This is a genomic window from Neotabrizicola paludis (assembly GCF_044142105.1).
GTDB lineage: Bacteria > Pseudomonadota > Alphaproteobacteria > Rhodobacterales > Rhodobacteraceae > Pseudogemmobacter.
This window is the reverse complement of sequence record NZ_JBGTYM010000008.1, coordinates 59,449-72,997: the sequence shown is the minus strand read 5'-3', so window position 1 is coordinate 72,997 and position 13,549 is coordinate 59,449. Positions and strand designations below refer to the sequence as shown.

General features: G+C 65.9%; 11 protein-coding genes and 1 riboswitch. Of the genes, 8 read left to right on the top strand and 3 right to left on the bottom strand.

Annotation, left to right across the window (positions count from 1 at the left end; translation table 11 throughout):
* Window positions 1–93: 93 nt before the first annotated feature.
* On the top strand, window positions 94–726 hold the full coding sequence (locus ACED67_RS16280; protein ID WP_395542770.1) for a hypothetical protein: 633 nt from the start codon (window positions 94–96) through the stop codon (window positions 724–726).
* A gap of 40 nt (window positions 727–766) precedes the next feature.
* On the opposite strand, the gene ACED67_RS16275 is transcribed toward ACED67_RS16280, so the two are convergent.
* Entirely contained in the window at window positions 767–2,140 is a 1,374-nt protein-coding gene (locus ACED67_RS16275; protein WP_395542769.1) for a tetratricopeptide repeat protein, read from the bottom strand.
* Window positions 2,141–2,234: 94 nt separating this feature from the next.
* The gene (locus ACED67_RS16270; RefSeq protein ID WP_395542768.1) at window positions 2,235–3,152 is read right to left on the bottom strand and encodes an alpha/beta fold hydrolase; all 918 of its coding nucleotides are present in this window, start codon (window positions 3,150–3,152) and stop codon (window positions 2,235–2,237) included.
* Between the two features lie 195 nt (window positions 3,153–3,347).
* Window positions 3,348–3,425: riboswitch (SAM riboswitch) on the top strand.
* 50 nt (window positions 3,426–3,475) lie between these two features.
* Between ACED67_RS16270 and metZ the strand changes: the two genes are divergently transcribed.
* From metZ to ACED67_RS16250, 4 genes are all read left to right on the top strand, one after another.
* Window positions 3,476–4,657 (top strand): O-succinylhomoserine sulfhydrylase, encoded by a 1,182-nt coding sequence (gene metZ / locus ACED67_RS16265; RefSeq protein ID WP_395542767.1) that lies wholly within the window; start codon window positions 3,476–3,478, stop codon window positions 4,655–4,657.
* 155 nt (window positions 4,658–4,812) lie between these two features.
* Window positions 4,813–5,925: a GTP cyclohydrolase FolE2 gene (folE2, locus tag ACED67_RS16260; RefSeq protein ID WP_395542766.1), complete on the top strand. Its 1,113-nt coding sequence runs from the start codon at window positions 4,813–4,815 to the stop codon at window positions 5,923–5,925.
* Window positions 5,926–5,968: 43 nt separating this feature from the next.
* Window positions 5,969–6,133, top strand: a complete 165-nt coding sequence (locus tag ACED67_RS16255) for a hypothetical protein (protein WP_395542765.1) — start codon at window positions 5,969–5,971, stop codon at window positions 6,131–6,133.
* A 157-nt stretch (window positions 6,134–6,290) separates the two neighbouring features.
* Window positions 6,291–7,739: a TrkH family potassium uptake protein gene (locus ACED67_RS16250; RefSeq protein WP_395542764.1), complete on the top strand. Its 1,449-nt coding sequence runs from the start codon at window positions 6,291–6,293 to the stop codon at window positions 7,737–7,739.
* A 159-nt stretch (window positions 7,740–7,898) separates the two neighbouring features.
* Here the strand turns inward: ACED67_RS16250 and ACED67_RS16245 are convergent, their stop codons facing one another.
* Entirely contained in the window at window positions 7,899–9,704 is a 1,806-nt protein-coding gene (locus ACED67_RS16245) for a serine protease (RefSeq protein WP_395542763.1), read from the bottom strand.
* Between the two features lie 200 nt (window positions 9,705–9,904).
* Here ACED67_RS16245 and ACED67_RS16240 point away from each other — a divergent pair, with 200 nt between their 5' ends.
* Genes ACED67_RS16240 through glyS form a run of 3 tightly spaced genes read left to right on the top strand, consistent with a single transcriptional unit; the run spans window position 9,905 to window position 13,540 of the window.
* Window positions 9,905–10,843, top strand: coding sequence for a glycine--tRNA ligase subunit alpha (locus ACED67_RS16240; protein WP_395542762.1), 939 nt, complete (start codon window positions 9,905–9,907; stop codon window positions 10,841–10,843).
* Window positions 10,840–11,313, top strand: coding sequence for a DUF6446 family protein (locus ACED67_RS16235; protein WP_395542761.1), 474 nt, complete (start codon window positions 10,840–10,842; stop codon window positions 11,311–11,313). Before ACED67_RS16240 ends, ACED67_RS16235 begins: the two co-directional genes overlap by 4 nt.
* A 4-nt stretch (window positions 11,314–11,317) precedes the next feature.
* On the top strand, window positions 11,318–13,540 hold the full coding sequence (gene glyS / locus ACED67_RS16230) for a glycine--tRNA ligase subunit beta (protein WP_395542760.1): 2,223 nt from the start codon (window positions 11,318–11,320) through the stop codon (window positions 13,538–13,540).
* The last annotated feature ends 9 nt before the right edge of the window (window positions 13,541–13,549 follow it).

Below are 13,549 nucleotides of genomic sequence, written 5' to 3'. Positions count from 1 at the left end.
CCTACCGACCCGCCCTGCCTGCGGCCCGGTTTCGCCACATCTGCGCCCAGATCTGCGCGCATTGCGGACTCCAGCTGCTCAAGGGTTTGTGCCATGTTGCGCCAGGCGTTCGTCTCTCTTCGGCTTTTCTTCGGTCATTTGCAGGACATACCGCCCTTGCCGCGCAACGCCCTGCTGCCCGCGGCGGCTTTGCTGATCGCCTATCCGGCGCTTTCGATCCTGCTTGGTCCCGGCGAGGGCGGACAGGCCTTCGTCACCGCCTTTCTTCTGGCCTTGGCCTTGCGGGGGGCCCTGCGTTTCGAAACCCTGTTGCGGCAATTGTTGGGCCAGTTCTCGCACCACGAGACGGCGGCCATGGCGCTTCTGGTCACGCTGACGCCGCTTGTGCTATTGGCTTCGGTCGGTGATCCGCTGTGGTGCCAACGCAGCCTGAGCGCCTATTACATCGTCGTCGGGTCCATGTTCGTCTCGGACATGCTGGCCGGGCGGTCCGACATGGCGGGCCGGTTCTGGCCCCTGGACCAGATGGAGGCGCATCTGCCCGCGATGACCCGGGCGATGGTTCTGTACAATCTGGGTTTCCTGATCCTCAATGAGACCATGATCCGCGCGGTCGATCCGTCGCATTGGCTGGTCTATTGGGCGCTCCTGCCCGCGCTGGCCCATCTGGTGCTGAACGCGGTGATCATGGCCATCGCCCAGGTGGACGACGACGCCTGCGCCTGAACGCGCGACGCTACCGCGATGGTCTTGTCTGCCGCCGTCGTCAGGGTGCGACGGGTTTGGGAGCGGTTCCCAGGCCTGGTGAGCCTGCCGGTCTGACCCCCTTGGGCGGGCTGCCAAGGCCCGGCGCCTCGTCCGGGGGCAGGGCGGGCGGCACGGTGGGCGTGGCGGGTCCTGGCTCGAAGCCCGGCACTTCGGCTGGCGCGACCGCGGCCGGCGAGGGCACCTGACCGGGGCGCGAGACGCTGATCGCCGTCTTTTCTGTGACAGGCAGCGGCGCCAGCGCGCAATCCTTGCCCTTTTCCTCGATGCAGCGCCGCGCGGCGGTCAGCACGGCATCTGCAAGGCGGGTCTGCGGCAGATAGCCCTGCGCCGCCAGCGCCGGCATCCAGCCCGCGGCAATGCCGGGGTCGCGCCAGGCGGCCAGCTCCAGCCCCTTGATCGCCTGATCCGTGCGGCCCTTGGCCAGGTCGATCTGCGCGATCGTGTCGATCATGAAGCCGGGCAGGGGCGGGTCTTCGGGCTGGGCGCGCAGGGTGTCGGCGGCGGCATCCGCCTCATCCAGCCGACCGGCGGTGAACAGCGACCAGGCCACGATGTTCACCACGTCCAGCGAGTCGGGAAAGCGCGCTTTCAGGACCTGAAGATCGGCGTCTATCTCGGTCTTGCGCCCGGCGAAGCCCAGGGCCTCAAGCCGCAGCGCGCGCAGCGGGAATTCCCAGGCTTCGGTCAGGTCCGGGGTCTGCGCCGGATCCAGCAAAGCGGCTGTATCGACCAGCACCTCATCGTAGCGGCCAAGTGCCTGAAGCGCATAGATGCGGTTGCCCTTGACGTCCAGATAGTCGGGGTAAGCGAGAAGCGCATCGTCATAGGCGGCCAGCGCCTCGGCCGGACGACCAAGGGCTGTCAGGCAGCGACCATAGAGGTTGCGGAACCAGCCGTCATCGGTCTGGCCGCGCAGCTGCGGCAGGACCGGCGTCAGATCGGCCACGCAGGCCTCGGGCTTGCCGAAATTGAACCAGGCCTCGGCGCGGTCGGCGGGATTATAGGGATCGCTCGGGTCCAGAGTGATGGCCTGGGAATACAGCGCCGCTGCCGTCGCGGGTTCGTTCAGCGCCAGATAGACCCGCGCCAGTTCGGCCCAGTAGCCCGCCGTCTCGGGGGAATAGCGCAGAGCTTCCTGAAGGACGGGCAATGCCTCGTCATTGCGCCCCAGAAGCCGCAGCGACCGGCCCAGGTTGAAGACGAGATGCGGATAGCCCGCGCGGTCCCAGACCGAGCCGAGATCGGCCTGGCAATCGGCCACGCGCTGCTCAAGATCTAGGGCGGGGTCCGGGTTGGCGCAGGTCGAGGCAAGGGCGGGCAGGGCGGTACTGCCCAGAAGCAGGGCAAGGCATAGGGCAAGGCGCGACGGCATGGGATTTCCCCGCAAATATCCGATTGCAATGGTGCAAGCCTTGGCCAGCGGGGATGGAAAATCAAGTGGGCCAGTCCTGCCCTTGCGGTGGCGTTCAGGCCTGGGGCAGTGACCCGCCCGTGCCCAGATCCCAGGCGCCGCCACGGGTGAAAAGCCGCGACCAGCGCCGGGTCGGGCGGCACAGCGGCAGGGCGCCGGGGGACAGCCGCCCGTCCAGAAGCGCACGGTATAGCGCGAAGATGCCGGGGCGCAGATAGGGCGACCAGTGGCAGATCCGGCCGGGTGGCGGCGGCAGGGGATAACCCAGGCCGGCCAGTGCGGCGCGGCTTTCGGGATGGTCGATCCAGAGGTCGTGCCAATTGCCCGCCCGGCGACCAAGGCCCTGACCGACCGAAGTGCGTCGTCCCAGATGCACGCCCCATTCGAACAGCGCGTCGAACAAGTCATTCTCGCGACTGGCGACGTTGACGATCTCGGCGGCCAGACCGGCGGGCGAGGCCAGCGCCGCCTCGGCGCTGATCCGGCTTTCCGCGGCGGCCAGAAGGATCACGCGGCCGAAATGGCCGGGTATGGCATGGGCCAGCGCATTCAGCGCGACCCGCGCGCCCAGTGAATGACCGATGACATGCAGCGGACGCCCCGGTGACAGGTCGGCCACCCGGGCCGCGATTTCTGCCAGCGCGCGCCCAGCCTCGCGCGCCCGACGATGCGCGGTCCACAGCCCGCAGCGTGCGTGCCAACCCAGCCCGATCGCCAGGCCGCGCGTGCCGTCAAGCCCCAGATGGCGCGGCCAGGAGACCACGCGGCGATTGCCGCCCGGCGGATCCAGCGCAAGGATCGTGCCATGCGGGCAATCGCCCACCAGGCCCGGCGCATAGCGCCAGCCATGGACCATGGCGACAAGGGGAACCTCGCTGGGCAGATCCGCCAGCTTGCGCGCGAGCCGATCGGTGTCGAGCACCAGCCCCTCCGGGGTGACATCGGCGCGGATCGGGCGGGGGTCATGGCTCATGGAAGACCTTGCGGGAAAACCTGTCGGGCAAGCCCGGTCTGACCCAAAGCTGCCATCGGGCCGCAACGCGGCGGTGACGCGGCCATGACAGCGGGGTGACGGCTGCACCCGCACCCTCCTTATGATCTCGGCTTAACACTCATGGGGCAGGGCTTCGGGGCGGTCGCCCTTGACCCGCCTGCCGCATGGGCGTATGCCGCCCCTTGTGGCGCTTTGTTACCGGATTGCGGGCCACGTTAAACAAACCGCTAAAGAGGTGAAGGGCATCGCGCCCCGGAACCTCTGGTTTGCCGGGGCTTTTTATTGGCCGGGGGCCGCACGCGATGACCAAGGATTGGAAGACCCGCACCAAGCTTGTCCATGAAGGTAGCCGCCGCAGCCAATATGGCGAGATGGCCGAGGCGATCTTCCTGACCCAGGGCTTCGCCTATCCCGATGCCGAGACCGCTGAGGCACGCTTCATTCAGGCGGGCGCGGACGAATTCATCTATGCCCGCTACGGCAACCCCACGACGCGGATGTTCGAAGAACGCATTGCGGCGCTGGAAGGGACCGAAGACGCCTTTGCCACCGCCAGCGGCATGGCTGCCGTCTCGGCCGCGCTGACGGCACTTCTGCGCGCGGGCGACCATGTCGTCTCGGCCCGCGCCCTCTTCGGCTCCTGCCTTTATATCCTTGAGGAAGTCCTGACGCGCTTTGGCGTGAAAGTTACCTTTGTCGATGGCGCAGATCTGGAGCAATGGCGCAAGGCCGTGACGCCGGGCACCAAGGCGGTGTTCTTCGAATCGATGTCGAACCCGACGCTGGAACTGGTGGACATCCGCGCCGTGTCGGACATCGCCCATGCCCAGGGTGCGCTGGTAATCGTGGACAATGTCTTCGCGACGCCGGTCTTCTCGCGCGCGGTGGATCAGGGCGCGGATGTCGTGGTCTATTCCACCACCAAGCATATCGACGGTCAGGGCCGTGCGCTGGGCGGCGTGGTCTGCGGCAGCAAGCAGTATATTCGCAAGGTGCTTGAACCCTACATCAAGCATACCGGCGGCTCGATGAGCCCCTTCACCGCCTGGATCATGCTGAACGGCATGGTCACGCTGGATCTGCGCTGCCGCGCCATGGCCGACAGCGCCGGAAGGATCGCGACAGCGCTGGAGGGCCATGCCAAACTGGCGAAGGTGATCTTCCCCGCGCTGGAAAGCCATCCGCAGCATGCGCTGGCGATGGCGCAAATGGGCTCGGGCGGCACGCTTGTCACCTTCGACATCGCGGACGGCAAGGAGGCGGCCTTCCGCTTCATGAACGCCCTCGCCATCGCCAAGATCTCGAACAATCTGGGCGATGCCAAGACCATCGCGACCCATCCGGCCACGACGACCCATCAGCGTCTGCCGCAGGATCAGAAGGATGCGCTGGGCATTACGCCGGGGCTTATTCGGCTTTCGGTCGGTCTGGAAGACGCCGAGGATCTTGTTGCCGATCTGCTTCAGGCCCTCGACAAAGTCTGAGGCTTGCGTTTCGCGGCGGAATGCCCAAATGATGGACGCTCTTGTGAAAGAAAATGTCCTTTCCGGAATGAACCGGAAAGGGGCCTCGAACGTATATATCCGGAAATTGAAGGCCAAGGCCGCGCTGCCCTGGCTGGAACCGAAAGGATCGCCCGATGAATCTTCATCTGCCCGAAATCGACCGCAGCCCCTCGCGCGATGAGGCCGAAGCCGCGCTGGACCTGCTGCGCCGCTGGGCGGGCCATGCCAGCGATGCCGAGATCGCGGCGCTTGACCCCTCGGTCCGCGCGCTGGCCGGGGCTGCGCCGGCCCTGACGGCCATGGCCTATCCGGCCCTGTCGCGCGCCTATCCTGAGGATTTCGTTGCCGATGCTGCCTATCGCGAGACGCTGCCCGACCTGCAAAACGGTCCGGCCAGCCTGATCGTCGGCGAGCGCCGGGTGATCGAGCACGTGGGCATCTCGAATTTCCGCCTGCCGATCCGCTATCGCACCCGCGATGCGGGCGAGGTCATGCTTGAGACCAGCGTGACAGGCACGGTCAGTCTTGAGGCCGAGAAGAAGGGCATCAACATGAGCCGCATCCTGCGGTCCTTCTACGCCCATGCCGAAAAAGACTTCTCCTTCCAGGTGATCGAGCACGCGCTCGAGGATTACAAGCGCGACCTCGATGCTTTCGATGCCCGCATCCAGATGCGCTTCTCCTTCCCGGTCAGGGTAGACAGCCTGCGCTCGGGCCTTTCGGGCTGGCAATATTACGACATCGCTTTGGAACTGGTGGACAGGGCAGGGGTCCGCAAGCGGATCATGCATCTCGACTATGTCTATTCCTCGACCTGCCCCTGCTCGCTGGAATTGTCGGAACATGCGCGCCAGACGCGCGGGCAACTTGCCACGCCGCATTCGCAACGTTCGGTCGCTCGGATATCGGTCGAGTTGAAGCCAGGCGCGAAATGCCTCTGGTTCGAGGATCTTATCGAACTCGCCCGCGATGGCGTGCCGACCGAGACGCAGGTCATGGTCAAGCGCGAGGACGAGCAGGCCTTTGCCGAATTGAACGCGGCCAACCCGATCTTCGTCGAGGATGCGGCCCGCAGTTTCGCGCAATCCCTGATGGCCGATCCGCGCGTGGGCGATTTCCGTATCTTGGCCAGCCATCAGGAAAGCCTGCATTCGCACGATGCCGTGAGCCTGCTGACCGAAGGCCCCACCTTCGCCGCCGAGAGCCTTGACCCCACGCTGTTCCGGTCGCTTTATCACATCGGCTAGGGCGCAGGTCGCGCCCGGTGTGGTGTCGCCGATGGAGGGCGTCATGCGGGGAATGCGTCTGGGGCCAAGGGGCCAGTATCTTCTGATGGGCCTTCTTCTGGCCGTCGCGGTGGCGCGGGTGTTCGGCGGATCGGCCAGTCAGGCCGTGCCGCATGTCTATGGCCTGCACGCGACGGCGCCCTTGTCGATGACCCATAGCGGCGGCTGAGCCGCGCCGCGTCACCGTCTTCTGCCCCGCTCGCCTTCTCTTCGGTGTGCCTAAATGTCGGCCGGGGGTCCCAAGCGTTGCAAGGCGACGACAAGTCGGCAGCGCCGCAGGTGCGGTAGTTTGACGGGCTGCGGGATCGGCCCTATTGCTGCGCCCTATGATCGACCCGCGCCCCGTGGCCTATGTGATCGGACGTATCCTGATCGTCCTTGCCATCCTCATGGTCGCGCCGGCCATCGTGGACTGGCGGGCGGGCGATGCGAATGGCTTTGCCTTTGCCCAATGCGCTGTGATCACGGGGGTTGTGGGGGTGGCGTTGTCTCTGGCCACGGCGAATGGGCTGGGGGCCGCGCTGGATGTGCGCCAGGCCTATATCCTGACCGCCGCGATCTGGTTTCTGGTGCCAGCCTTCGGCTCCTTGCCCTTCTGGCTGGGCGCGCCGGGCCTGCCACCGATCTATGCTTATTTCGAAGGCGTCTCGGGCATCACAACCACCGGATCCTCGGTCATCACCGGGCTTTCCGAACATCCGCTGGGCATGAACCTGTGGCGCGGGATGCTGAACTGGCTGGGCGGGCTCGGCATCGCCTTCATCGCGATGATCTTTCTGCCACTGATGCGCGTGGGCGGAATGCAGTTCTTCCGCACCGAGGGGTTCGATACGTTCGGCAAGGCCCTGCCACGCGCCACCGACATCGCCAAGCAATTGCTGGTCGTCTATGTCGCGCTGACTGTGATCGCCATCAGCGCCTATGCGGGGCTGGGGATGCCGACGGCCGAAGCGGTGATCCATGGCTTCACCACGGTCTCGACGGGAGGCTTTTCGACCAACGATTCCTCGTTCACGCCCTATGCCCCGCCGATCCACTACGCCGGGGCGCTGTTCATGTTCCTGTCGAGCCTGCCCTATATCCGCTACGTCCAGTTGATCAATGGCGCGCCGCTGCCCCTGTGGCGTGACAGTCAGATCCGCGCCTATTTCCGCTGGCTGATGTCGGCTGTGGTGATCGTCGCGGTCTGGCGCGTGCTGACGGCGGGGACCGGCTGGGAGATCGCCTTCCGCGAAAGCCTTTTCAACCTGACCTCGATCATGTCCTCGACCGGCTTCGCTGCCGGGAGTTTCAGCGGCTGGGGCGGGTTGATGCTGGTCGTGGCCTTCTGCCTGGGCGTGATTGGCGCCTGTTCGGGGTCGAGTGCCGCAGGCCTGTCGGTTTTCCGCGTTCAGGTGGCGATGGCGGTGCTGCGCCGGCAGATCCGTCAGATCGCCCGACCGTCCGCAGTGGACCCGGTGAAATACGAGGGCCGCACGGTCGAGGAAGACGTGGTCCACGCCCTGATCATGTTCATCACCAGCTTCATCCTGATCCTGGGCGTCTTGTCGGTCGCGATGACTTTGCTGGGGGTCGACCGGGAATCGGCCCTCTTCGGGGTTTGGACCTCGCTTGGCAATGTGGGCTATGGCTTTGGTCCGCTTCTGACCCGGACCGGGACTTTCATCGACTTTCCCGAAGGCGCGATCCTGATCATGACCCTGGCGATGATTCTGGGGCGGCTGGGACTTCTGGCCATTCTGGTGCTGATCCTGCCGTCATTCTGGCGGCGCTGAAGGCGCCGCCCTCCGGTGGGGCAGAGGTTCCCTTTAAATTGCAGTGTCTTGCCATCCGCGTTCTCGCGTTGCTGACAGAGCTTCGCATGGTCAGGCGCTTCCGGCGCTGCTCGCCTGGCACGCGCCGCGGATGGGCGCGCAGGGGCCTGATGCGCGCGGTCAGTCCCAGCAGGAGACCAGTACCGTCATGGCGGTGGCGATACGGGTCAGGTCCTCGGGCGGCAGCGCGCCCTGGCTTTCGGCCGTGACAAGCTGAATGCCCTGGGTCGCAAGCACCGATTGCACCGAAGCGGCGGCGGCGGCGAAGGTGACGCCTTCGGGCAATTGCTGCGCGCCCTGGCGTGCCTCTTGTGGGAGCAGCATCCCCAGCACTGCGCCCGTCGCGTCGATCACCGGGCCGCCGGCATCGCCGGGCAGGACCGTCAAGGACAGCCTTTTGACGCCCGCTTCGCCATTCAGGCCTGTCAGATCCTCAAGCGTGCCCCAAGTCAGGACCGGGGCAGGCAGGCGGTCTTCGTAGGAATAGCCCGCCACGGCAATTTCTGCCCCGATCCGGTCGGGCGCGATCTGGAACTTGGCCACGCCGGGCGGGGCCAGCGCCACCACGGGGGTCAGCACGGCCAGACCCGTCGCGGCATCGGTCAGGGTCACGCTCGCCTCTGTCTCGCGGTCGATGGTCACGCGGCCGCATTGCGCCACCGCATCGGCGGTCGTGAGCACGGCCCCCTGTGCCGAGATGTAAAAGCCCGAGCGGCTGTAGCGCGGCTTGCGTACCTCAAGACCCGCCAGAAGCCCCCGCCGCGCCGCGTCATCCAGCGGCACCAGGCCGGGGTCGAGCGCGGTCGAGCCGACGGGGCGGAAGCTTTGCTCGAGCACCTGGATCAGCCGCGCGTCGCGTTCGGCATTCTCGGGCTTTGACAACACCATCCAGCCCTTGATGAAGCCACCCTCGAAGCGGGCATAGGCGCGGCTGTCATGGCTGGCCGATGTGCCGTGAATGCGGAATTCCTTGTCGCTGCGGGTGCGTTCGCCGGTCTCGGGCATGTCTTCCAGCGATTGCAGGATGTCATACAGCCCGTAGAAGGCGCCGATATCGCCGGGTTGCGAGATCAGGACGATGGACAGGTCCGAGCCGTTCTTGGGCTTGAAATGCACGAAGGGCGGCTCGTAGCGGTCGAACTCGACCAGATTGAGCGGCAGATTGGCCTCGATGCCGGATTCCTGTTCATTGACCGTGGCAAATCCGTATTCGGCAATCTCGGCCTGATGGCTGGCCACCAGTGTTGCGCGCTGGCGCGCGGTCAGAACGCCGGTCGGCTCCAGCCCCATCGCCTCCTGCCAGGCGGCCATGGATTTGCGGGTGCCGGGACCATAGGCGCCGTCGATGCCGCCCGCATAGAAGCCGAACCATTGCAGTGCGACCTGCAATGCCTTGCGTTCGTCCTCGGTCATCAGGGCCTCGGACTGACGGGCCTCCTGGACGGTTTCCTCGGGGTCTTCGACTGGGGCGGGGGCCGTTTCGACAGTGGCTTCGGGCGCTGTCGCCTCGGGAGCCGTCGCATCCGGCAGGGGTTCTGCCGTCACTTCGGCGGGCGGCGCGGGCGGGGTCAGGGCGTCTTCTCCGCTCGCGGGCCAGAACGGGTCGCGGAAATTCGCGCCATCGGCAATGAAACTGTCACCGGGGATCAGGTTCTCTCCCTTGAGCCCGGCCAGTTGCGCCGCGCCCTCGGCCACGCCATAGGGACCCAGAACGATCGCATACCAGCCCGAGCGCAGACGGAAGCCCTGGGTCTCGGGGAAGATCGCGGCATAGGCGCGGGCGCGATCGGTCGCCTCGTCCAGCGTCGGCTGGGCCTCGATCTGGACCCAGACCTGATCCTGGGCGCGGGCCGCCGGCACGGCAAAGCTCAAAAGCGCGGCAAGGAGCATAAAGAGGGCGGCGGGATGGCGAAGGAAGGCGGGCATCATGCGCGGATCTGATCCTTTGGGCCGGAAAGGCCCGGCCGGTCACTGGCGCGCCACCTTTAGCCAAGGGTGGAAGAAGGGCAAGGCCCGGGCCAGGCGGCATCGGGGCGGTGTTGCAGCCCTGCCTGCGCTTTCGGGCGGCAATTGACCCCGCAGGGTGGGGCGGATAGGACGGGCGCGCGACACCGAAAGGGCCAAGCATGACCGAGCGCGCCACTCCGCCCAAGTCCTTCCAGGAGATCATCCTGCGGCTTCAGGCCTATTGGGCCGCGCGCGGCTGTGCCGTGCTTCAGCCTTATGACATGGAGGTTGGCGCGGGCACCTTCCACCCGGCAACCACCCTGCGTTCGCTGGGCACCAAGCCCTGGGCTGCGGCCTATGTGCAGCCCTCGCGCCGCCCGACCGATGGTCGCTATGGCGAGAACCCGAACCGGCTTCAGCACTATTATCAATATCAGGTGATCATCAAACCCTCGCCGCCCGATTTGCAGGCGCTGTATCTGGGATCGCTTGAGGCCATCGGCATCGACCTGTCGGTCCATGATATCCGCTTCGTCGAGGATGACTGGGAAAGCCCGACGCTGGGCGCCTGGGGTCTGGGCTGGGAGGTCTGGTGCGACGGGATGGAAGTGTCCCAGTTCACCTATTTCCAGCAAGTCGGGGGGCATGACTGCCGCCCCGTCTCGGGCGAGCTGACCTATGGGCTGGAACGGCTGGCCATGTATGTGATGGGCGTCGATCACGTGATGGACATGCCCTTCAACGATCCGCAGGCGCCGATTGCGCTGACCTATGGCGACATCTTCCGCCAGACGGAGGAGGAATACAGCCGCCATAATTTCGACGGCGCCACGGTCGAGATGCTGTTTCGCCATTTCGAGGATGCCGAGGCCGAATGCCAGCGCCTGCTGGACTTCCCGGCCGAGGATGCCAAGACCGGCAAGCGCATCGTCATGGCGCATCCGGCCTATGACCAGTGCATCAAGGCCTCGCATCTGTTCAACCTGCTCGACGCGCGCGGCGTGATCTCGGTCACCGAGCGCCAGGCCTATATCGGCCGGGTCCGCACGCTGGCGAAGAAATGCGCCGATGCCTTCCGCGACACGGAAGCCGGCCGGGATGCAGAGGTCGCGGCGTGAATGGCAAGCTGGTTGCGGGGTTCATCGTGCTGACGGGCGTTCTGGCCGGGGCTGCGGTCTGGTATCTTCAGGAATACGCGTTCTATCAGCAGGTCGCCTTCACCCCAGGCGAGGAAATCCGCCTGACTCCGGTGACCGGCGGTCCGCCCGAGGCCATCGTGGCCGACGATGTGCAGGGGATCGATGCCGACAGCTCTCCCTTGCGGTTCCGGGCCTGCTTCACCACGCCGCTGACCCAGGCGACGCTGAGCGAGACCTATGAGATCTACGACAACCCGACGCCCACCAACGGGCCGGGCTGGTTCGACTGCTATGATGCCGCCGCGGTCGGCGCGGCGCTGGAGAAGGGCGAGGCCATCGCCTTCCTGTCGGAACATGACATCCACCCCGGCGTCGACCGGGTGGTGGCGGTGATGGGTGACGGGCGGGCCTATGCCTGGCACCAGTTGAACGACGAGTTGAAGGACTGACGCGATGCCGGATCTTTTGATCGAGCTGTTCTCCGAGGAAATCCCGGCCAGGATGCAGGGGGCTGCGCGCGACGCGCTGAAGAAACTGATCACCGACGGTCTGGTCGAGGCCGGGCTGACCTATGCGGGCGCCGGGGCATTTTCGACGCCGCGCCGGCTGGTGCTGGCGGTCGAGGGGCTGACGGCGGAATCGCGCCCGGTGCGCGAGGAGCGCAAGGGGCCGAACACCTCGGCGCCTGCGGCGGCCATTGAGGGATTTCTGCGGTCCACGGGCCTGACGCTGGAGCAGCTGGAAAAGCGCGCCGACAAGAAAGGCGAGGTCTATTTCGCCGTGATGGAAAAGCCGGGCCGCCGCGCGCCCGAAATTGTGGCCGAAGTGTTGGAAGGGGCGATCCGCAACTTTCCCTGGCCCAAGGCGATGCGCTGGGGCTCGGGCAGCTTGCGCTGGGTGCGCCCGCTGCATTCGATCCTGTGTATCCTGCAGGACGAAGCGGGCGCGCAGGTCGTGCCGCTGACGGTCGAGGGGATTTCCTCGGGCAATACGACCGAAGGCCACCGTTTCATGGGGATCGGGCGGTTCACCGTCACCTCCTTTGACGACTACGCCGCCAAGTTGCGGAAGGCGAAGGTCATGCTCGATCCGGCCGAGCGCGAGGCGCATATCTGGCAGGGCGCGCAGAACCTGGCCTTCGCCGCCGGGCTGGAAGTGGTCGAGGACAAGGGCCTCTTGACCGAAATCGCCGGTCTGGTCGAATGGCCGGTGCCGCTTCTGGGCCGCATCCCCGAGGCCTTCCTGGCCCTGCCGCCCGAAGTGCTGCAGACCAGCATGAAGGAACATCAGAAATTCTTCTCGGCCCGGAACCCCAAGACCGGCCGGATCGAGGGCTTCCTGACGGTGGCGAATATCGAGACGCCGGATGCTGGCGCGACGATCCTGAAGGGCAATCTGAAGGTCCTGTCGGCGCGGTTGTCGGATGCCCGGTTCTTCTGGGACAACGACCTGCGCGTCGCCAAGGCGGGCATGGCGGACTGGGCCGAGGGCCTGAAATCCGTCACCTTCCACAACAAGCTGGGCTCGCAGGCCGACCGCATCGCGCGGATCGCGGCCCTCGCGCGCGAGATCGCGCCCTTGGTCGGGGCGGACCCGGATCAGGCCGCAAAGGCGGCGGAAGTGGCGAAGCTGGACCTGCGGTCTGCGATGGTGGGCGAATTCCCCGAATTGCAGGGCGTGATGGGCCGGTATTACGCGCAGGCGGCCGGTCTGCCGGAGGCCGTGGCCGATGCGGCGCGCGACCATTGGCGTCCGAAGGGCGAGGGCGATTCCGTGCCGAGCGAGCCGGTTTCGGTGGCGGTGGCGCTGGCCGACAAGCTGGACACGCTGACCGGCTTCTGGGCGATTGACGAGAAGCCCACGGGGAGCAAGGACCCGTTTGCCTTGCGGCGGGCGGCCTTGGGGGTGATCCGGCTGGTGCTGGGGAATGAGGTGAGAGCAGAACTGTTCCATGAGCTTGCGCCTGCCTTCTTTCGCCATACCCATCGCAACGAAATTTCAAACGAAATTGCCAATATGCGTGTCGATCCAGAGGCATATTTTGCAAAGCATCTGCCGCCCCTGAGCCCCGATCAATCCGAGGCCATGTTTGTTCGGCAGGCGGATCAGGCAGAGATACGCGCTGTCCGTGAAAAACACTATCCAAGAGAGCTTGACCTCCTCGCCTTCTTCCACGACCGCCTGAAAGTCTACCTTCGCGACCAGGGCATCCGGCATGACGTCATCGACGCCTGTCTCGCCATGCCCGGCAATGACGACCTGACCCTGCTGGTCAAGCGCGCCACCGCGCTGTCGGACGTGCTGAAGACCGAAGACGGCGCCAATCTGATCCAGGGCTTCAAGCGGGCAAACAACATCCTCACGGCCGAGGAGAAGAAGGACGGGGTGGAATACAGCTTCGGTGCCGATCCGAAATTCGCCGAAGGCCCCGAGGAGGCGGCGCTGTTTGCCGCACTCGATCTGGCTGAAGCCAAGATCGCCCCCGCGATGGCATCGGAAGATTTCCCGGCGGCGATGGCGGCCATGGCGGCGCTGCGCGGGCCGGTCGATGCCTTCTTCACGGCGGTTCAGGTCAACAGCGACAATGCTGTGGTGCGGCGCAATCGGCTTAACCTTCTGCACCGCATCCGGGCGATCTGCGGCGGTGTTGCTGATCTTTCGCGCATCGAGGGCTGAATCGCGCCG